Origin of the sequence: Pantoea piersonii, assembly GCF_003612015.1 — a bacterium.
Taxonomy (GTDB): Bacteria; Pseudomonadota; Gammaproteobacteria; order Enterobacterales; family Enterobacteriaceae; genus Pantoea; species Pantoea piersonii.
Genome location: NZ_RARB01000010.1, coordinates 175,572 through 195,944, shown reverse-complemented (window position 1 = coordinate 195,944; position 20,373 = coordinate 175,572). Strand labels below are relative to the sequence as shown.

The 20,373-nt window shown below is 57.5% G+C and carries 17 protein-coding genes and 1 pseudogene; 6 read left to right on the top strand and 12 right to left on the bottom strand.

What is annotated here, in order from left to right; all coding sequences use genetic code 11:
• Positions 1-183: 183 nt before the first annotated feature.
• From typA to fabY, 5 genes are all read left to right on the top strand, one after another.
• Positions 184-2,004, top strand: a complete 1,821-nt coding sequence (gene typA, locus D7S44_RS20850; protein ID WP_120458137.1) for a ribosome-dependent GTPase TypA — start codon at positions 184-186, stop codon at positions 2,002-2,004.
• Positions 2,005-2,224: 220 nt separating this feature from the next.
• Positions 2,225-2,821, top strand: coding sequence for a glucose-1-phosphatase (yihX, locus tag D7S44_RS20845; protein ID WP_120458136.1), 597 nt, complete (start codon positions 2,225-2,227; stop codon positions 2,819-2,821).
• Between the two features lie 3 nt (positions 2,822-2,824).
• Entirely contained in the window at positions 2,825-3,694 is an 870-nt protein-coding gene (locus D7S44_RS20840) for a virulence factor BrkB family protein (protein ID WP_120458157.1), read from the top strand.
• Positions 3,691-4,128, top strand: a complete 438-nt coding sequence (gene dtd, locus D7S44_RS20835) for a D-aminoacyl-tRNA deacylase (protein ID WP_120458135.1) — start codon at positions 3,691-3,693, stop codon at positions 4,126-4,128. The genes D7S44_RS20840 and dtd overlap by 4 nt, the downstream gene beginning before the upstream one ends.
• Before the next feature lie 59 nt (positions 4,129-4,187).
• On the top strand, positions 4,188-5,135 hold the full coding sequence (fabY, locus tag D7S44_RS20830; protein WP_120458134.1) for a fatty acid biosynthesis protein FabY: 948 nt from the start codon (positions 4,188-4,190) through the stop codon (positions 5,133-5,135).
• Positions 5,136-5,194: 59 nt separating this feature from the next.
• Here the strand turns inward: fabY and D7S44_RS20825 are convergent, their stop codons facing one another.
• The 7 genes from D7S44_RS20825 to gmk form a co-directional block, all read right to left on the bottom strand.
• Complete coding sequence (locus D7S44_RS20825) at positions 5,195-6,874, bottom strand: AsmA family protein (RefSeq protein WP_120458156.1); 1,680 nt, start codon at positions 6,872-6,874, stop codon at positions 5,195-5,197.
• A gap of 120 nt (positions 6,875-6,994) precedes the next feature.
• Positions 6,995-8,380, bottom strand: a complete 1,386-nt coding sequence (locus D7S44_RS20820) for a nucleobase:cation symporter-2 family protein (RefSeq protein ID WP_120458133.1) — start codon at positions 8,378-8,380, stop codon at positions 6,995-6,997.
• 124 nt (positions 8,381-8,504) lie between these two features.
• A complete protein-coding gene (recG, locus tag D7S44_RS20815) occupies positions 8,505-10,583 on the bottom strand; it encodes an ATP-dependent DNA helicase RecG (protein WP_120458132.1) in 2,079 nt (692 codons plus the stop codon).
• Entirely contained in the window at positions 10,580-11,278 is a 699-nt protein-coding gene (gene trmH / locus D7S44_RS20810; RefSeq protein ID WP_120458131.1) for a tRNA (guanosine(18)-2'-O)-methyltransferase TrmH, read from the bottom strand. The genes recG and trmH overlap by 4 nt, the downstream gene beginning before the upstream one ends.
• A gap of 3 nt (positions 11,279-11,281) precedes the next feature.
• Entirely contained in the window at positions 11,282-13,390 is a 2,109-nt protein-coding gene (gene spoT, locus D7S44_RS20805) for a bifunctional GTP diphosphokinase/guanosine-3',5'-bis pyrophosphate 3'-pyrophosphohydrolase (protein ID WP_120458130.1), read from the bottom strand.
• 20 nt (positions 13,391-13,410) lie between these two features.
• Positions 13,411-13,686 carry a DNA-directed RNA polymerase subunit omega gene (gene rpoZ, locus D7S44_RS20800; protein ID WP_013511051.1) on the bottom strand — a complete coding sequence of 92 codons (276 nt, stop codon included), beginning with the start codon at positions 13,684-13,686 and terminating at the stop codon, positions 13,411-13,413.
• Positions 13,687-13,740: 54 nt separating this feature from the next.
• Positions 13,741-14,364 carry a guanylate kinase gene (gene gmk, locus D7S44_RS20795; protein WP_120458129.1) on the bottom strand — a complete coding sequence of 208 codons (624 nt, stop codon included), beginning with the start codon at positions 14,362-14,364 and terminating at the stop codon, positions 13,741-13,743.
• 242 nt (positions 14,365-14,606) lie between these two features.
• On the opposite strand from gmk, the pseudogene ligB reads away from it, so the two are divergent.
• A pseudogene (ligB, locus tag D7S44_RS20790) lies at positions 14,607-16,350 on the top strand (NAD-dependent DNA ligase LigB); the annotation flags it as partial.
• Here the strand turns inward: ligB and D7S44_RS23925 are convergent.
• The 5 genes from D7S44_RS23925 to D7S44_RS20765 all read right to left on the bottom strand — a co-directional run bounded on the left by D7S44_RS23925 (position 16,291) and on the right by D7S44_RS20765 (position 20,363).
• Positions 16,291-16,908: a trimeric intracellular cation channel family protein gene (locus tag D7S44_RS23925; RefSeq protein ID WP_033754272.1), complete on the bottom strand. Its 618-nt coding sequence runs from the start codon at positions 16,906-16,908 to the stop codon at positions 16,291-16,293. The pseudogene ligB and the gene D7S44_RS23925 overlap by 60 nt on opposite strands.
• Before the next feature lie 375 nt (positions 16,909-17,283).
• Positions 17,284-17,928 (bottom strand): oligosaccharide flippase family protein, encoded by a 645-nt coding sequence (locus D7S44_RS20780; RefSeq protein ID WP_120458128.1) that lies wholly within the window; start codon positions 17,926-17,928, stop codon positions 17,284-17,286.
• A gap of 71 nt (positions 17,929-17,999) precedes the next feature.
• Positions 18,000-18,266 carry a hypothetical protein gene (locus D7S44_RS20775; RefSeq protein WP_120458127.1) on the bottom strand — a complete coding sequence of 89 codons (267 nt, stop codon included), beginning with the start codon at positions 18,264-18,266 and terminating at the stop codon, positions 18,000-18,002.
• Positions 18,267-18,699: 433 nt separating this feature from the next.
• On the bottom strand, positions 18,700-19,095 hold the full coding sequence (locus D7S44_RS20770) for a polyketide cyclase (RefSeq protein WP_120458126.1): 396 nt from the start codon (positions 19,093-19,095) through the stop codon (positions 18,700-18,702).
• Between the two features lie 131 nt (positions 19,096-19,226).
• The gene (locus tag D7S44_RS20765; protein ID WP_120458125.1) at positions 19,227-20,363 is read right to left on the bottom strand and encodes an alanine racemase; all 1,137 of its coding nucleotides are present in this window, start codon (positions 20,361-20,363) and stop codon (positions 19,227-19,229) included.
• Positions 20,364-20,373 lie beyond the last annotated feature (10 nt).

The window sequence follows — 20,373 nt, the reverse complement described above, 5'->3', positions numbered from 1 at the left end:
TGCTTTGCCGGCAAATTTAAGCACCAATATGGTGCATTACTCCAACTTAGTGCATTAAGTGCACCGCAGCCAGCGCAAATTTCCGTCAGTGCAATAAACTTCAGGTGAGAAGTGTGATCGTGTTCAGTATCCCGCTTAATCCGTGTACAATAGCGCGCTATTTCTAATGCCTGAGGCAAAGTTGTGATCGAAAATTTGCGTAACATCGCCATCATCGCGCACGTAGACCATGGTAAGACCACCCTGGTTGATAAACTGCTGCAACAGTCCGGTACCTTTGACGCACGTACCGAAGCGACTGAGCGTGTGATGGACTCCAACGATTTGGAGAAAGAGCGTGGGATTACTATCCTCGCTAAAAACACCGCCATCAAATGGAATGACTACCGTATCAACATCGTTGATACCCCAGGACACGCCGACTTTGGCGGTGAGGTAGAGCGCGTCATGTCCATGGTGGATTCGGTGCTGTTGGTTGTCGATGCGATGGATGGCCCTATGCCGCAAACCCGCTTCGTGACCAAAAAAGCCTTTGCCCATGGTTTGAAGCCGATCGTTGTCATCAACAAGATTGACCGTCCGGGCGCACGTCCTGACTGGGTTGTTGACCAGGTATTCGACCTGTTCGTCAACCTGGACGCAACCGACGAGCAGCTTGATTTCCCAATTATTTACGCGTCTGCGCTGCAGGGCATCGCCGGTCTGGATCACACCGACATGGCTGAAGATATGACCCCGCTTTATCAGGCGATCGTTGAGCACGTTTCTCCGCCGCAGGTTGAAGTTGACGCGCCGCTGCAGATGCAGATTTCGCAGCTGGACTACAACAACTACCTGGGCGTGATCGGCATCGGCCGCATCAAGCGCGGTAAAATCAAGCCGAACCAGCAGGTTACTGTTGTCGACAGCGAAGGCAAAACGCGCAACGGTAAAGTTGGCAAAGTGCTGGGTCACCTCGGCCTGGAGCGTATCGATACTGACCTGGCGGAAGCGGGCGATATCGTGGCGATCACTGGTCTGGGCGAGCTGAACATCTCCGATACTATCTGCGATCCGCAGAATGTAGAGGCGCTGCCAGCGCTGAGCGTCGATGAGCCGACCGTAACCATGTTCTTCAACGTCAACACCTCGCCGTTCTGCGGTCAGGAAGGCAAGTATGTGACCTCGCGTCAGATCCTTGAGCGCCTGAACAAAGAGCTGGTGCACAACGTAGCGCTGCGCGTTGAAGAGACTGAAGATGCGGACGCGTTCCGCGTATCCGGCCGTGGCGAACTGCACCTGTCGGTGCTGATCGAAAACATGCGTCGCGAAGGCTTCGAGCTGGCGGTATCCCGTCCGAAAGTTATCTTCCGTGAAATCGACGGCCGTAAACAAGAGCCGTTCGAGAACGTCACGCTGGATATCGAAGAGAACAATCAGGGCGCGGTTATGCAAGCCATGGGCGAGCGTAAAGGCGATCTGAAAAACATGGATCCGGATGGTAAAGGTCGCGTGCGTCTTGACTACGTTATCCCGAGCCGTGGTCTGATCGGCTTCCGTAACGAATTCATGACCATGACTTCAGGTACCGGTCTGCTTTACTCCACCTTCAGCCACTACGACGACATTCGTCCGGGCGAAGTGGGCCAGCGTCAGAACGGCGTGCTGATCTCTAACGGTCAGGGTAAAGCGGTAGCCTTCGCCCTGTTCGGTCTGCAGGATCGCGGCAAGCTGTTCCTGGGTCACGGCGCAGAAGTCTATGAAGGCCAGATCATCGGTATTCACAGCCGTTCTAACGACCTGACCGTTAACTGCCTGACCGGTAAGAAGCTGACCAACATGCGTGCTTCCGGTACGGATGAAGCGACTACCCTGGTGCCGCCGGTGAAGATGACCCTTGAGCAGGCCATCGAATTCATCGATGACGACGAGCTGGTAGAAGTGACGCCGCAGTCAGTCCGTATCCGTAAACGTCATCTGACCGAGAACGACCGCAAACGCGCGTCTCGCGGTCCGAAAGAGTAAGACGTTTCGCCTTGATAAAAAGCCCCGTTTACCGGGGCTTTTTTATTCCTGCCGCCATTCTGATTCTGTTTACCCTGTTGCGATAGCCCAGCCCGCAGCCTGCGCGCGTTAAGCCCGCATGCGCCAGCTTCCATAACGGACTTTTCTCCTGCCTGTTACCTGTTCAGTCCCTGTTTTTGCCGCTAGAGTGAATGATCCAGGGAATCAGAGGAGTAACGACATGTTGTACATTTTTGATTTAGGCAATGTGATTGTTGATATCGATTTTAACCGTGTGCTGGGCGTCTGGAGTGACCTTGGCCGCGTACCGCTGGCGCTGTTGCAAAGCCGCTTCCATATGGATGAGGCATTTGAGCAGCACGAGCGCGGTGAAATTAGCGACGAGCATTTCGCCGCAAAGCTGTGTGAACAGCTTGATATCGCGCTGAGCTACGAACAGTTCGTGGCGGGCTGGCAGGCGGTATTTATGGAGGCGCGCGCCGAGACACTGGCGCTGATGAATCAGCTGCGCGCCGACGGCCACCGTGTGGTGATCCTCTCTAACACCAACAGGCTGCATACGGAGTTCTGGCCAACGCAATATCCTGAGGTGCGAGCGGCGGCGGACGTGGTCTACCTGTCGCAGGAGTTAGGGATGCGCAAGCCTGAAGCGCGCATCTTTGAGCATGTGCTGCAGCAAGAAGGCTACCATGCCGATCAGGCGATCTTCTTTGACGACAATGCGGATAACATTGCGGCTGCCGAGGCGCTGGGCATCAGGAGCGTGCTGGTCACCGATAGCAAAACCGTGCCGACCTGGCTGGCAAGCCATCGCTGAATGATGACGTCACGCCCCTTTATTTCGAACTGCCACGCCCTCTGGTTGTGGCTCAGGCTGCTGTGGAAACGCATCGACGAGGACAATATGACGACGCAGGCCGGGAACCTGGCCTTTGTCTCTTTGCTGGCGCTGGTGCCGCTGATCGCTGTGGTATTTGCGCTTTTCTCCGCGTTTCCGGTCTTTTCTGAAGTCAGCGTTCAGCTGAAAAATTTTATCTTTACCAATTTCGTTCCGGCGGCGGGCAATGTGGTGCAGCGCTATCTGGATCAGTTCGTCGCTAACGTGCATCGCATGACGGCGCTGGGCGCGGTAGGGCTGATTATCACCGCGCTGCTGTTGATGCATTCGGTCGATACGTCGCTCAACACAATCTGGCGCAGCCATAAGAAGCGTCCGTTGGTGTACTCCTTCGCCGTTTACTGGATGATCCTGACGCTGGGGCCGCTGCTGGCTGGTGCCAGCCTGGCGATCAGCTCCTACCTGCTGTCGCTGCGCTGGGTCAGCGCCAGCGGCGTTTACGGCATCATCGATCAGGTGCTGCGGGTTTTCCCGCTGTTGCTCTCCTGGTTCGCGTTCTGGCTGCTTTACAGCATTGTGCCGACGCGCAGCGTGCCGTCGCGCGATGCCCTTATCGGCGCGCTGGTGGCGGGCGCGCTGTTTGAGCTGGGTAAAAAGGGCTTTGCCCTCTATGTTACGATGTTTCCTTCATACCAGTTGATTTATGGCGTGCTGGCGGTTATTCCAATCCTGTTTCTCTGGGTCTACTGGACCTGGTGTATTGTGTTGCTGGGCGCGGAAATCACCGTGACGCTGGGCGATTATCGCCAGTTGAAACAGCAGGAAGGCGAAAAAGAACGAGAGGTTGCATGATTGCGTTGATACAACGAGTACTCAGCGCCAGCGTAAGCGTAGATCGCACGGTGGTCGGCGAAATCGGTCCCGGCCTGCTGGTGCTGTTGGGTGTGGAAAAAGAGGACGATGAGAAGCGCGCCGAAAGGCTGGCGGAAAAGGTGCTGGGCTACCGTATTTTCAGCGACGAGCAGGGGAAAATGAACCTTAACGTCCAGCAGGCGGGCGGCAGCGTGCTGGTGGTGTCGCAGTTTACGCTGGCGGCGGATACGCAGAAAGGGATGCGTCCCTCTTTTTCACGCGGCGCGGCGCCCGATGAGGCTAACCGCCTGTATGAATATTTCAGCGACTGCTGTCGTCGCCAGGGCGTGACCACCGCCAACGGACGCTTTGCTGCCGATATGCAGGTCGCGCTGGTCAATGATGGTCCTGTCACCTTCTGGTTACAGGTGTGAGGCTGGCAGCCGAGCAGCACGGGATCGGCCATGCAGGCTCTGAACGAGAGAACCACTTTATGTATCATCTTCGGGTACCGCAAACTGCGGAAGAGCTGGATATGTACTACCAGTTCCGCTGGGAAATGTTACGCAAGCCGCTGCGCCAGCCTCAGGGTTCGGAGCGGGACGGCTGGGACGCGCTGGCGCACCATCAGATGGTGGTGGACGAACATGGCCAGCCGGTGGCCGCCGGGCGGCTCTATATCAATGCCGACAACGAAGCGTCGATTCGCTTCCTCGCCGTACATCCTTCTGTCCAGGGCAAAGGGCTGGGCACGCTGGTGGCGATGACGCTGGAGTCGGTTGCCCGTCAGGAAGGCGTCAAGCGCGTCACCTGCGCCGCGCGTGAAGATGCGGTCGAATTCTTTGCCAAGCTGGGCTACATCAATCAGGGTGAGATCACCGCGCCGCAAACCACGCCGTTGCGCCACTTTCTGATGATCAAACCGGTGGTGACGCTGGACGATATCCTGCATCGCGCCGACTGGTGCGGGCAATTACAGCAGGCCTGGTATGACAATATTCCGCTCAGCGAAAAGATGGGCGTGCGGATTTTGCAGTTCACCGGCCAGAAATTTATTACCACCATGCCGGAAACCGGCAACCAGAATCCGCACCATACGCTTTTTGCAGGCAGTCTCTTCTCGCTGGCGACCCTGACCGGTTGGGGGCTGATCTGGCTGCTGCTGCGCGAACGCCATCTTGGCGGCACCATTATCCTGGCCGATGCCCATATTCGCTACAGCAAACCGATTACCGGACGTCCGGGCGCGACTGCCGATATTGGCTCCATGAGCGGCGATCTCGATCGACTGGCGCGCGGCCGCAAAGCGCGCGTACGCCTTGAAGTCGAGCTGTTCGGCAATGAGGAGCTGGGCGCAGTGTTTGAAGGCGTCTATATCGTGCTGCCCGCCGATCCCGACGAGCCGCTGGAAGAGGGTGGTTCCGGCGCGCGCATCAACTAAATAAAAAGGGCCGAATCATCGGCCCTTTTGTCTGGCGGCGCGGCCGCTGGCATGAGCGTTTATCTTACCTCGCCCGCCTGCATCTGCTGCTGGATCTGCTGGGTATCGGTGCGCAGCGACAGCGAGCCGTTCGCTGAGGATTTCAGCGGCGCGCCCGCCTTTAGCGAGGCGTTCAGCTGAAGCTGGAAATTGCTGGGGCCGCTTGCTGGCAGAGCGGGCCAGCCCCAGTTTTGCAACACGCTGGCGGGAACCGCCTGGCCCTTCAGCGTCAGCGCGACCGGGCGATCCGGCTGCTGACCGACGCTGGCCGAGCCTTCCAGTAATCCGTTGCCGCTAAAGGCGCTCAGCTCCGTCACCTGAATCTGCCGGTCGTCGGCGTTCAGCGACAGCGACGGATGACGCAGGTCGGCGCGGTTAAAGGTCGCTTCCGCCGCGTTGAGGCTCAGCTTGCCTGACCAGATCCCCCACTGATGCTGACGCGCCAGCAGCAGGTTTTCACCGCTGCCGTCCAGCGAGGTCATCTGGAAAGGAAACGCCGAATTGATATCGATAATCAGGTTGCGATTGGAGGTGAGGCGTTTGATCTCCAGCGTATCGAGCCATTCTGGCAGCGTCGCCTGCCAGCGATCGCGCCACGTCTCCGGCAGGGTGTACTCCAGCCCGGCGACCGCCAGATTATTCAGCGTCAGACGTTTATCGCTGCGGCTCCAGCTACCGTCGGCGCGGATGACGCCGTTAGCCCAGCGCGAGCTGAACTGGGTAAGCGCGATGCCCTGCGGCGACAGGTTGAGATTAAGAATCGGATCGTTCAGCTCAAAGCGGCCATTAATAAAGTTGCTGGCATTCAGCGACAGCGAACCGTCGTCGCTGCGCCAGTCGTCGCCTTGCCAGGTGACATTTTTCAGTGTCAGGTCAAGGTCAGTGACCGCCCAGTCCGGGCCCTGAAGCCGGGCATCGGTCATATCCAGACGGTTAATGGTGACGGAAGGCAGCGCCTGAATCGGGCGCAGAAAATCGGTCAGGCTTTGGGTAGTTTGCAGACGAATATCGTTAAGGCGGAGCTGGCGGATCAGCCAGTTGCCCTGTGCGTCGCGCTCGGCGCTGCCGGTCATCGAACCGCGCGCCAGATCGGCGCCGACGTTGCTGAACAGCATACGGCCCTGCGTTACGCTGCCCTGAATCAAGATGTTAGCGCCTGAAACGTTATTGAGCGTCATATCGGCAGCGCTCATTTGAAACTGCGCGTCGCTGCCCAGCATACTCTTCGCGGTGGGTTTCCAGGGCATAATGCCGCCGTTCACCTGAAGAGCCGAAAGCGGCAGCGGGGTATCTGGACTGTCAATGCGCATATTATTCAGCTGCAGACGACCGGCCTGGAAGGGCAGGTCGTCGCCAGGCGTCAGGTTCGCCAGATTCACAATGCCGTCGCGCAGTTCGATGCTGCCGAAATTCAGCGGATCGCTAAACTGCAGCAGGGCGAGTCCGAGATCAACGCGTTTTGCCACGACCGCGGCCGGCTGGCCGTCATGGCCGAAGCTGAAGTTGTCGAGAATGATGTGCGAAGGCGAGGAGAAATTATGTTCTATCTTGCTGAGGGAGAGATGCCATGCGGTTTTATCGCTCACGTAACGACTGAACCAGCCCGCGCCCCATTGCGTTTGCAACAGAACGTAGATCACCACCAGGCTCAGCACCAGCAGCAACAGTACCGTAAGAAAAAACTTTCCAAGAAATTTCATTGCATCCATCCCGCCATCTTTCCGGTCAGTGCTTGTTATGCCTGAATTACCGTTGTAGCTCAACAGCCTGGATGTAAATACGAATAAATAGCAAAGGCGGGCCACGGCCCGCCGGAGAGATTACTTTTCCTGCGGGAAAATCAGGTTCAGCACGATGGCGGTGATCCCGCCTGCGGCGATGCCGGAAGAGAGCAGCGTCTTCAGCCAGTCTGGTGCAAACTGCAGGATCAGCGGCTGTTGCGATACGCCCAGCCCGACCGCCAGCGACAGCGCGATAATCATAATCGCGCGGCGGTTCAGCGGCTCGCGCGATACGATGCGCACGCCAGAGGCGGCGATGGTACCGAACATCACGATGGTCGCGCCGCCCAGTACCGGTTCCGGAATATGCTGCACAAAACCGCTAACCGCCGGGAACAGGCCAAGCAGGATCAGCATCAGCGCCACCACAAAGCCCACGTAGCGACTGGCGACGCCGGTAAGCTGGATAACACCATTGTTCTGGCCGAAGCAGGAGTTCGGGAACGTATTGAACAGGGCGGAAACAAAGGAGTTCAGCCCGTTCGCCAGCACGCCACCTTTCAGACGCTGCATATAGAGCGGGCCGCTTACCGGCTGCTCTGAGACGTCCGAAGTGGCGGTGATATCCCCGATGGTCTCCAGCGACGTCACCATAAATACCAGCATCAGCGGGATCAGCAGGTTCCAGTCAAAGCCCAGGCCGTAGTAGAGCGGCGACGGTACCGAGAGCAGCGGCTGGCTGACCGGCGCGGCGGCCTGCGGCAGCATATCCATCAGCCAGGCGGCGAAATAGCCGACGGCCATGGCGATAACCAGCGACGCGACGCGCAAATAGGGGTTGCGCTGCCGGTTGAGCACGATGATCACCGCCAGCACTACGCCCGCCAGCAGCAGGTTTTTCGGCGCGCCGAAGCTGTGATCGTTCATGGCGGCGAAGCCGCCGCCAATCGAGGTCAGCCCGACCTGAATCAGCGACAGGCCGATAATCATCACAACAATGCCGGAGACCAGCGGAGTAATGATGCGGCGCGCCAGATGCAGTACGCGCGACAGCACCATCTCGGTACAGGACGCGACCATCAGCGTACCGAACAGCGCGGCCATCATGGTCGGCACGTCAGCGCCGCCGTTTTTCAGCGTCATGCCACCCATAATTAAAGGCGTAACAAAGTTGAAGCTGGTGCCCTGGATCGACAGCAGGCCTGAACCGACCGGACCCCAGGTTTTAATCTGCAGCACGGAAGCCACGCCGGAGGCGAAAAGTGACATGCTGATAATATGTTGCGTATCCTGCGCAGGCAGGCCCAGCGCCTGACAAATAAGCAGAGCGGGGGTGATGACCGCCACGAACATCGCCAGCAGATGCTGACCAGCGGCAAACAGCGTTTGCGGCAGCGGCGGACGATCTTCAAGACGATAAATCAGCTCGCTCTGGCGCGGCGCGGTTGATTTATTCAGGGTGGCGTCTGGTTGCTTAACGGACATAAAGTGGCTTCCCAATCTGTGAAGAGGGGGATTTTAAACCGCTTATGGCTGAAAGCAATCGTTTGCCACTCTTTATCTTAAGCGTGCGGAAAGGAGCGGTTTAGCCGGTGAAAAAGGAGGCGGGTCAGACGTTGGTGTAGCGGGCGGTTTCCGGCAGCCAGCGCTCAATCAGCGCCCTGGCCTGTTCTGGGTAATGCTGGTGGATATGGCGCGCCACGCGCTGCACTTCTGGCACCATCGCCTGATCGCGCAGCAGGTCCGCGACTTTGAACTCGGCGTTGCCGGTCTGGCGTGTACCCAGCAGTTCGCCCGGGCCGCGGATCTCCAGATCGTGCTGGGCAATAACAAAGCCGTCGTTGCTGTCGCGCAGCACCTGTAAACGCCGCTGCGCGGTTTTGCTCAGCGGTGCCTTATAGAGCAGGACGCAGTGCGAGGCAACCGCGCCGCGCCCGACGCGTCCGCGCAGCTGATGCAGCTGCGCCAGACCCAGGCGTTCCGGGTTTTCGATAATCATCAGGCTGGCGTTGGGGACGTCGACGCCGACCTCAATCACCGTCGTGGCTACCAGCAGCTGCATCTCATTGGCTTTAAAGGCCGCCATTACCGCCTGCTTCTCCGCAGGCTTCATGCGGCCATGCACCAGGCCGATATTCAGATCGGGCAGCGCAGCTTTTAAGGCTTCCCAGCTCGCTTCCGCCGCCTGCGCTTCCAGCAGCTCAGACTCTTCGATCAGCGTGCAGACCCAGTAAGCCTGGCGGCCCTCCTGGCAGGCATGCCGCACGCGGGCGATAATGTCGTCGCGGCGGCTGTCAGGGATCGCCACGGTGGTGACCGGCGTACGGCCTGGTGGCAGTTCGTCAATGGTCGACGTATCGAGATCGGCGTAAGCGGTCATCGCCAGGGTACGCGGGATCGGCGTAGCGGTCATAATCAGCTGATGCGGATGGAAGCCCTGCTCTTCGCCTTTCTCCCACAGCGCCAGCCGCTGGTGCACGCCGAAGCGGTGCTGCTCGTCGATTATTACCAGCGCCAGGCCTTTGAACTGCACCTGCTCCTGGAACAGCGCGTGCGTGCCGACCACCATCGCCACCTGGCCGCTGGCGATCGCCTCCTGCTGCGCCTGACGCGCTTTGCCTTTCTGCTTGCCGGCCAGCCAGCCAACTTCAATCCCGAGCGGCGCGAACCAGCTGCGGAAGTTGTTCGCGTGCTGTTCTGCCAGCAGCTCGGTAGGCGCCATCAGTGCCACCTGTTTGCCGTGCGCAATAACATCCAGCGCCGCCAGTGCTGCGACCAGGGTTTTACCGGATCCGACGTCGCCCTGTACCAGGCGCATCATCGGAAAATCATTCGCCAGGTCGCGCTCTATTTCCTGCACCACGCGTTTTTGCGCGTTGGTTGGGGAGAAGGGCAGCGCCGCCAGCAGTTTGTCGCTCAGCGTATGGCGCGGCGTCATCGGCAGCGCGTAATAGCGCTGCGCTCCAGCGCGCACCGCCAGCATACTGAGATTGTGCGCCAGCAGCTCTTCCAGAATCAGACGACGCTGCGCCGGATGACGGCCGTGCTCCAGTTCGCTCAGACGCAGATCGGGCGGTGGGCGATGCAGCGTGCGCAGCGCCTCCGGCAGGCTAATCAATCCCTGCGCCAGCTCCTGCGGCAGCAGTTCGGCGATCGGCACGCTCTCCAGCAGCGTTAACGCCTGATCGGTAAGGCTGCGCAGCGTGGCCTGACGAATGCCTTCGGTGGTGGGATAGACCGGCGTTAAGGTCTCTTCGAGGGTTACCGGGCTCTGTTCGCCCTGTACGCGATATTCGGGGTGAATAATCTCTGGGCCGCGCTGGCCGCGCTTGATTTCGCCATAGGCGGTAACGCGGCGACCCGGCGCAAGGCTGTTCTTCATACCTGCGTTGAAGTTGAAGAAACGCATGGTCAGGACGCCGCTGCCGTCGCTGATCTGACACACCAGCATACGGCGTCGGCCAAAAGTGACCTCAGACTGCAATACCTCGCCCTCTACCGTGGCCCAGATGCCGGGCAGCAGATCGTTAATAGCGTACAGCTGAGTGCGGTCTTCGTAGCGTAGCGGGAGATGAAGCAGCAGATCCTGAATGGTATGCAGGCCGAGCTTAGCCAGTTTCGCCGCCTGGCTGGCGCCGACGCCGGTCAGGGTACTGAGCGGAATGGCATCCAGCAGGCGGCCTTTCATTTCTTTTTCCCCGTAGCCTGCATTCTGGCCCACCACTCAGCGTCAGCTTCTACTTCGCCGCTGGCATTGATATGGGGATAAGGCAGACCTTTCTGCTTCGCCACGCGCGCCAGCACCGGATAGCCACCTTCGAACAGCAGACGCTGCTGCTCATCTTCATCCAACAGGCTGTGCTGACGCTGATAGAGCCCGGCATTCTGCCGCTGGCGTTGCGCTTCATAGAGGATCAGCGCGGACGCCACGGAAACGTTCAGCGACTGCACCATGCCGACCATCGGAATAATGATGTCGCAATCGGCCAGCGCCAGCGCTTCGGCGGTTATGCCGGTTTTCTCCTGACCCATCAAAATGCAGGTCGGGCGGGTATAATCTATTTCGCGAAAATCGACCGCTCTGGCCGACAGGTTGGTCGCCAGCACCTGCATGCCGCGATCTTTCAGATGCGTGACCGCCTCAGCAATATGACGGTGGGTTTTTACCTTCACCCAGCTGTTGCTGCCGGCAGAAGCGGAGACCATGGTGCGCATTCGTTCGCTGGGCCAGACGGCGTGCACTTCATGAATGCCCACCGCATCCGCGGTGCGGATCACCGCCGAGACGTTGTGCGGCTTGTGCACCTGTTCCATGCAGACGGTAAGGTCGTGCTGGCGAAGCGTCAGCATCTCCTGAATACGAGCAAAGCGTTGGGCATTCATGCGCTAATTACGGTTACGGTGGACTTTGATCACGTCCGGCATTACACGGATTTTACGCATAATGTTCGCCAGATGGACGCGATCGCGCGCGGTCAGGCGGATAAAGGCGCTATAAACGCGGCCGTCGCGCTCTTCGGTATTGAGGCTCTGGATATTAGAGCCTGCGGTATTGATCGCAGCCGTCAGGTTCGCCAGCGCGCCCTGATGGTTGAACATATCGACCTTGATTTCAGCCACGAATTCCTGATCGGTGACCTTATCCCACTCCACCGGCATAAATTTTTCCGGCTCTTTCTGGTAGCCACGAATATTACGACAGGATTCGTGATGCACCACCAGCCCTTTGCCGGGACTGACGTGCGCCACAATGGGATCGCCAGGAATCGGACGACAGCATTTAGCGAAGGTGATCAAAACGCCGTCAGCGCCTTTGATAGGCAGCTTGCCGCGCTTGCTGCTGCTCGGCGGCGTCGCGCTGGTCGACTGCAGCAGGTTCTTCGCCACCACAACGCTCATGGCGTTGCCGAGGCCGATCTCCGCCAGCAGGTCGTCCAGCGACGTCAGCTTCATACGATCCAGCTCCTGCTTGATGTTCTCAGGCGGGATCTCGGCCAGCTTTCGGCTGCCGCCGAGCGCGTGGCTCAGCAGACGGCGTCCAAGATTGACGGAGTCTTCGCGCTTGAGATTTTTCAGCAGCTGACGAATTTTGGCGCGTGCTTTGGAGCTGACGACGAAGTTAAGCCAGGCGGCGTTAGGGCGTGCGCCCGGCGCCGTGATAATTTCTACCGTCTGGCCGCTGGTAAGCGGCTGCGACAGCGGATAGGGTTGCCGATCGACGCGCGCGCCGACGCAGGCGTGGCCGATATCGGTATGCACTGCATAGGCGAAATCGACCGGCGTCGCGCCAGCCGGCAGCTCGACGATGCGCCCTTCCGGCGTAAAGACGTAGATCTCGTCAGGAAAGAGATCGGATTTCACGCTCTCAATGAATTCAAACGAACTGCCCGCGCTCTGCTGCAGCTCCAGCAGGCTTTGCAGCCAGCGCTGGGCGCGAATCTGCGCGGTAGTGCCGCTTTCGCCCGCCTGTTTGTATGCCCAGTGCGCGGCGACCCCCATCTCGGCCATCTGATCCATATCTTCGGTACGGATCTGCACCTCGACCGGCACGCCGTGCGGCCCGATCATGGAGGTGTGCAGCGACTGATAGCCGTTGGCCTTGGGGATAGCGATATAATCTTTCATCCTGCCTGGACGCGGTTTGTACAGGCTGTGCATCTGACCGAGCACGCGATAGCAGGTATCCACATCCTTCACGATCACGCGGAAAGCGTAGATATCCATGATGGAGTGAAAACGCTGCTCTTTTAGCGTCATTTTACGGTAGATAGAGTAGAGATGCTTTTCACGACCGCTGACGCGACAGGGGATGCCCGCTTCCTGCAGTCGCCCGTCGATCTCCGCCAGGATCTTCTGAATCATCTCTTTGCGGTTGCCGCGCGCCGCTTTTACTACCTCTTTAATCACGCGATAGCGATTAGGGTAGAGCGCCTCGAAACCCAGCTCTTCCAGCTCGGTTTTCAGGTGATGGATACCCAGGCGATGCGCCAGCGGACTGTAGATCTCCAGGGTTTCCAGCGCGATGCGGCGACGCTTGTCCGGACGCAGCGCGCCCAGCGTGCGCATATTGTGCGTGCGGTCGGCCAGCTTGATGAGAATGACGCGGATATCCTGCACCATCGCCATAATCATCTTGCGGAAGTTCTCTGCCTGCGCCTCTTTCTTGTCGCGGAAGGTCAGCTTATCCAGCTTGGATACGCCTTCTACCAGCTCCGCCACGCTTTTGCCGAACAGCTGCTCCATATCCTGATAGGTGGCCGGCGTGTCTTCGATCACGTCGTGCAACAGCGCGGCCATCAGCGTTTCATGGTCGAGCTTCATCTCCGCCAGGATACAGGCGACGGCAACAGGATGGGTAATGTAGGGCTCGCCGCTGGAGCGTGTCTGTCCCTCGTGAGCATCACGTGCGACAAGGTACGCTTGCTGGAGGCGCTTGATTTGCTCCTCCGGCAGGTATTTTTCAATCAGCTGATTGAGGCTTTCAAACAGATACAAGGTTGGCCTGCAGGTTGCTGTTAACGACGACCTTCAGCGATAGCGGTAACGGCCTGTAATTCAGCGGCTTCCTGCTCTTGCTGCTCCTGACGATCGCGAACGTCCAGGATCTGGTTAGTGATCAGGCCTTCTTCGATTTCGCGCAGGGCGATAACGGTGGCTTTATCGTTCTCTTCCGGAACCAGCGGATCTTTGCCGCCTACCTGCATCTGACGTGCACGACGTGCAGCGACCAACACCAGGTCAAAACGGTTACCAATTTTTTCTACTGCGTCCTGAACGGTTACGCGTGCCATAGGTGTGCTACTCCACAGATGAAGAAATGACTGGGCATAATACTGAAACTGACTTCAGACTGCCAATAGTTTGCTGATTAAAGCATCATGGCGCGCCTTCTGGCGACCCATGCGCAGGCGTTCAGCGCGGATAATGGTCTTCAGATCCGACAGGGCCAGATCGAAATCATCATTGATAATTAAATAGTCGTATTCAGCGTAGTGGCTCATCTCAGAGACCGCCTGTGCCATGCGGCGGGCAATCACCTCTTCGCTGTCCTGACCGCGGCCGCGCAGGCGGCGGTCCAGCTCGTCCTGCGAGGGCGGCAGAACGAAAATGCTGCGTGCGGCGGGCATTTTTGCGCGGATCTGCTGCGCGCCCTGCCAGTCGATATCCAGGAACACATCGACGCCGGTAGAGAGAACCTGCTCAATCGCTTTACGCGACGTGCCGTAATAGTTGTCGAAGACTTTCGCATGCTCGAGGAAGGCATCTTCCGCGATCATCGCTTCAAATTCTTCTTTCGAGACGAAGTAATAGTGCTCGCCATGGGCTTCGCCGGGACGCATGCCGCGGGTGGTATGAGAAACAGACACTTGCGTATCGTACAGCGGTTGTGTCTTCAGTAGTGCCTGAATCAGGCTGGATTTACCCGCGCCGCTGGGGGCGGAAACAATAAAAAGCGTGCCTTGAGCCATGGTCTTCTTGAATTGAGTAAAGAGCGGAGTCGATTTCCTGCTCAGTATACACGGCTTAGCGCCTTAACGCAGCGTTTGCGCATAACGCTGCGCTAAAACTTTTGCGTCGCAGCGCGCAGAAGCAGCTTTGCCAGGCCGCAAGCGCATTCTTTTCCTGCGCAGCCAGTTCCGTTCTCTCGCTTTGCCTGTCGCCTTGTCGTTTCCTCGCCGCTTCAATAGGCGAAACGTTGAGGAGGCTCGCTATGAAAGAGAAGTTACGCCTGCTGCTGAGTCTGTTACTGCTGGCTGTCGGTTCGGCTAACGCGCTTTGCCCGGTATGGACGCCCGCGCGCGCCGGAGATGAAATTGCCCGCCTGCAGCAGCAGTTGCAACGCTGGGATGATGCCTACTATCGCGACGGAAAGAGTCTGATCAGCGATGCGGATTACGACACGCTGTTGCAGCGCCTGAAAAGCTGGCAGCGCTGCTTCAGACCCGCGCAATCAATTTACACTTCCCGACTGCCAGCCAGCGGCAGAGTCGCGCATCCGGTGGCGCATACCGGCGTAAAAAAGCTGCGCGATAAGCTGGCGCTGGCGTACTGGATGCAGAATCGTCGGGATTTATGGGTACAACCGAAAATCGACGGCGTAGCGGTCACGCTGGTCTATGAGGCGGGAAAGCTGACGGCATTAATTAGTCGCGGCGACGGCCTGCGCGGCGAGTCATGGCTGGCAAAAGCGGCTTATATTCCTGCCATCCCGTTACGGATTGAGAGCGATGCGCCGCGTGTGGTACTGCAGGGCGAGCTGTTTCTGAAGATGACCGATCATCGCCAGGCGCGCGACGGCGGTAAAAACGCGCGGGCACAGGTCGCTGGCGCGTTAATGAGCCAGACACCTGGTCCGCTGCTGGCCGATATCGGCTTGTTTATCTGGGGCTGGCCGGATGGTCCCGCTGAGATGGCGGATCGTCTGCAACAGCTTGCTGCCTGGGGACTGGGGCTGGCGCAAACGTGGAGTAAACCTGTTCATGATGAGGAAGAGGTCGCAAGCTGGCGGGATCGCTGGTTCAGCGCACCGCTTCCCTTTGCCACAGACGGCGTGGTGGTACATCAGGCGATGCGGCCAGTCGGAAAAAGCTGGATGCCTGGCGAAGGTGACTGGGCGGTGGCGTGGAAATTCCAGCCGCCGGACGTGAACAGTGAAGTACGGTCGGTTGATTTCAACACTGGCCGTACCGGAAATATCTCTGTAGTGCTTAATCTTCAGCCGGTCGCGCTCGACGACAAAATCGTACGGCGGGTGAACATCGGTTCGCTACGGCGCTGGCGGGAATGGGATGTTATCGCAGGCGATCAGGTCGTTATCAGCCTGGCGGGACAGGGTATTCCACGTCTGGAAAGAGTCATCTGGCGGGTAGGGGAGCGTGACTACCCGGAACCACCCGATCCTGAACAATTCACGCCGCTCAGTTGCCTGAGCATCACGCCTTCCTGCCGCCAGCAGTTGCTGGCGCGGTTAAGCTGGCTGAGTCAGAAATCGGTGCTGGATATCGCTGGCGTGCAGCGCAGCACCTGGCTACGGCTGCTGGAGAGCAGCGCCATGGAGCATCTTTTTTCCTGGCTGACGCTGACGCCGGAACAGATCGCGCAGACGTCAGGCATTAGCCCGACGCGCGCACAGCAGCTCTGGCACCGGTTCAACCTTACGCGACAGCAGCCGCTGCGTCGCTGGATTGGCGCGCTGGGCATACCGCTGCCGCGGCGAGCGCTTCACGCTTTACCGGACGCGACCTGGGATGAGGTGCAGCAGCGCGACGTGCAACGGTGGCAGGCGTTGCCTGGCGTCGGCGCAACCCTGGCGCAGCGCATTTACGCCATGTTGCAGGATACACGCATGCAAAAGCTGATCGCTTTTCTGCGAGAGCAGGGCATCCCGAACGGCGTCAATGCTCCGGATGCGGGTAGTTGAAAACAGGCAGACCGAGCCGGAAGCGCAGCGCCAGCAGGCGCGCCAGAAAGCCGAACAGCAGAGTAATGATCACGACGGCCTCATGCGCCAGCGAGGTTTTCAGCAACAGGATATAGATCCAGCCGGAAGCGAAGGCGATACCGGCATAGAGCTCCTTCTGAAAGACCAGCGGGATACGATTACAGAACATATCGCGCAGCACGCCGCCAAATACGCCGGTAATCACGGCGGCGATGGCGGCGATAATCATCGCATGGCCGCTGTCCAGCGCCACTTGGGCGCCGATAATCGAGAAGACCACCAGGCCCAGCGCATCCAGTACCAGGAAAACTTTGCGCAGGTGCGTCATCAGCGGCGCAAGCCAGGTGGTAAGTACTGCCGCAGCGGCAACGATCATGATGTATTCCGGGTGCTTAACCCAGCCCAGCGGATAATGACCCAGCAAAATATCTCGCACGGAGCCGCCGCCTATCGCTGTCACTGAGGCGATGATAATGACGCCAAACAGATCCATTTTGCGTCGTCCGGCGGCAAGCGCGCCTGTCATGGCTTCTGCGGTAATGCCGATAATATAGAGGACGGTTAATAACATAGCTGGCTCCAGAGGGTGGGCGGCAAGGCTACGGGGTTAGAGGAATATCAGCTACTGAAAAATTCTCAGGCGATCGCTTGGTATCAGTTTAACTTATGCTGGCCTGAGGAAAAACGCTGGCGTTGAGGGAAAACGGCAAGCGCCGCTGCGACAATAAAATAAGAAAAGCGAATCGTAATTTCAGCGACTATTCCAGCGACGCGCTTTTTCAGGGAATTAACAGGAAGAGGTGCGACAGGTACGGCTTTTGCAGGCAGAGCGGTCTCTTTGCGGCAATAAAAATGCAGGGCGGATAAAAAGAAAAGAGCGTGCTGTCACCAGCACGCGAATGCATCTCTTCAGATGCCCAGAGCCCACCATACAGACTTGTTTTTATTATCCGATTCTTGCACGAATGCGACTGTATTCTTTCAGGTTAAAGCAATATTCCGGCTGAAAACTTTCCCGGCCATAATAGCAGTAGATCAGCATACGTACGGAAGCAATGGCCAGATAACCCCAGATGGCGCACAGTACCGATGGCGTCAGCCAGACGGTGAATAAGGTGACGCCAAGACCAAAAAGCACCGATATAGTTTCAGTAAAGGCGATGCGGGTATATTGCTTTTCACGCTGCATAATAGCGCGGTAATGCTGTCCCTGAGGGATAATAATAAAAACCACGGAGACCATTTCCAGCATAATAGCCAGTTCGGGCTGCTGCAGATAACTGCTGACAAGATCGCTGCCGATAAACAGTACAGCAAAAATAACCAGGCTCAGCAGCATATTGCCCCAGTAAAGCATTGACTGATCGCGAACCGACAAGCTGCCGCTGCGGATCAGGGCGTTGGAAAAGCCACGATCGGCAAGGGTATCGATGATCAGCAGTCCGACAATAGCAACAGCCAGTAGATTCAGCTCGTTAGCCTGCAGAATTTGCGCCAGTAAAGAGAGCTGGAGCACACCGATGCCGATAACTTTAATTGAAGAGAGAATCGACCACTTTGCACCAGTAAAGCTTCGTTCACGTATCGCCATGATATACTCGTTAGGTACAGGTACCGAATAAAGTGTTATGCGCGAAATAGCTGACTATTTCACCCAAATAATTAATGCCATTCGCCTGAGCGAAGTCCAGACGTAGTACGCCAGGCTTCACCTGTTATTATTGATTCAATGCGATGGATTTCTGATACGTAAATAATTTCCCCGTTATTTTTATTGTCCCGGGACAGGGCCGTCTTTTCTGTGCTTAACAGAAAAGCGGCCAGGTCCTGGGTAAATCCTTTTATTGTTTTATATTCTCCTGCCAGCATCCTGCCAGCGATCTCAACAAGTTCTTCTTCTGACAGCAGAGCCGTAGTTGAGCAATCCATTTTTAATTTCCTGATGTTGTTATTTTAAGTGTTGCTGTGTGTGTGGTTAATTTATACCTCGTTTTTTTAATTTCACACCATCAGAAAACTCCGATAAAGCCGCTGTAGAAATAAATGGATTCATCATTTGCATGAAATATTTTTAACTTCCGTTGTAAAGCTTTATTAATCGTTGTGCAGTAAAAAGGGAAAATGCGCGGAATAAAAAATGTACATACGCAGAGAATGCACGTATTTCAGGCATTACAGCGAAACGGCAGTGCTGGCTGTCCAGGAATTTTCCCGGCTATCTGGCTTTAATGAAACTGTTGTGAGAGGCAGGAACGGCTTATGAAAAAGGTGAAAGTGCTTATGCATTTTCACCGAACTTTTTTCACTTTTCTGAGCCGTAAGGCCCAACAATGACTAAAGAATGACGGCTTTTTGGCCTGGTTTACTGAGTAAGCAGGCGATTGAGACGAGCAAGATCGCTTCTTACCCATTCAATATCCTGAGAAAACTTCTCATCAGACATCAGCGGCTGACGGTAAACTACGATAAGCACCTCAGCGCCCTGCTCATTGGCTATTACGCGCATCGGCATATAGATCTCTTTACCAAAGCCGCTATCTATCCAGTGATCCATCACGCCAAACGGATTATGCGGCGTAAAGCGAATCTTCACTGAACCCTCAGGTCCACGGGCGCGCCAGTTACTCCCTTCCTGTTCCAGCGTGCTGCTGCTTAGCCCAGAAGCCCATTTCGCAAAATATTCCGGCTTCCAGATCGTTTCATACAAATCTAACCAGTTACGCGCAATGGTCTGACTGACAACCTGGGACGACAACATGCTACCTCCGGAACGTGGTTAAAAAGGCATTAAAGCATGTTGCGCGCAGAGGGAAAATCGCGCGCGGCGAGAAGTGTGGCGCAGACAGGGTTTCATCAGGCTGGCAGGCCTGGCGGCCTGCCGTAAAAGCGTCAGAGAAAACGTCCGCGCGCATCGATCGGCTGGGTCTCTGCATGACCGTCGGCGTGACGCAGCACATAGCTGTCCGACTGCGCCATCACCGCGCAGCTGTGATTAGGGTAGATACGCAGCAGGGCGCCGACGCTCGGCGCGCTATCCTGCCAGGGGATAAACCCGTGTTCCTCCGACAGCTTGCCGACCTCATAGCAAACGCCATTTTCATCAACGGCCACGCCGAACCCGCTGGCATTCGTGCCGTGTGGCCCTTTATCCGAGCTCAGCATTTTGGAACCGGCATCGATAATGATGAAATGGCGATTTACCGCGACGACACGGGCAATAACGCTGAGCGCCAGTTCCTCAACGCGGCTCAGGCCGAGACGACACGCAGTCAGATCGAGCAGGGCATAGTTTCCCGGGCGGATCTCATCGGTTCCGATTGCCACTGGCGCGGCCAGCGCCGTGGGCGTGGCGCCAACGGAAACAGAACAATCGGCGAAACCCGCTTCTCGCAGCTGGTTTTGCACATGCTGCATCAGCCGCGCTTCTTCCTGAGCGATCGCAGCAATGGCATCACGATTCCCGGCGCCATAGGCGTGCCCGGCGTGCGACACCAGCCCAGCGAAACGCAGCTGCGCCGCCTGAATAGCCTGCGCCAGGGCGGCCGCGTCGTCCCGATGCGGATCGATGCCGATACGGTGCAGCCCGACATCTACCTTAATCGCTACTGCGATGTCGGCATCCGGTTGCTGGCGTTGCGCTTCAGCGATAGCGGCTACGCCATGCGGCGTATCGACAATCAGCGTCACTTTCGCCTGGTGCTCCGCCGCCCGTTTCAGCAGTGCCGCTATGCTTTCGGCACGGATAACCGGATAAGCCAGCAAGATGTCGCGTTCACCGCCGCGGATAAAGACTTCCCCTTCGCTCGGCTTAGAAACGGTAATGCCGCACGCGCCCAGCGCACGCTGACGACGAGCGATATAGAGGCTTTTATGCGTTTTGATATGAGGGCGCAGCGTGACGCCTGCGCGGCTGGCTTTCTCCTGCATCGCCTGCAGATTCTTTTCCAGCCTTTCGGCGTCGATCTCAATGTAGGGCGTAAGACGGTCGTCAGGCAGAGGACGTTGCCAGCGTTGATTCATATCCATACGAAGTTCC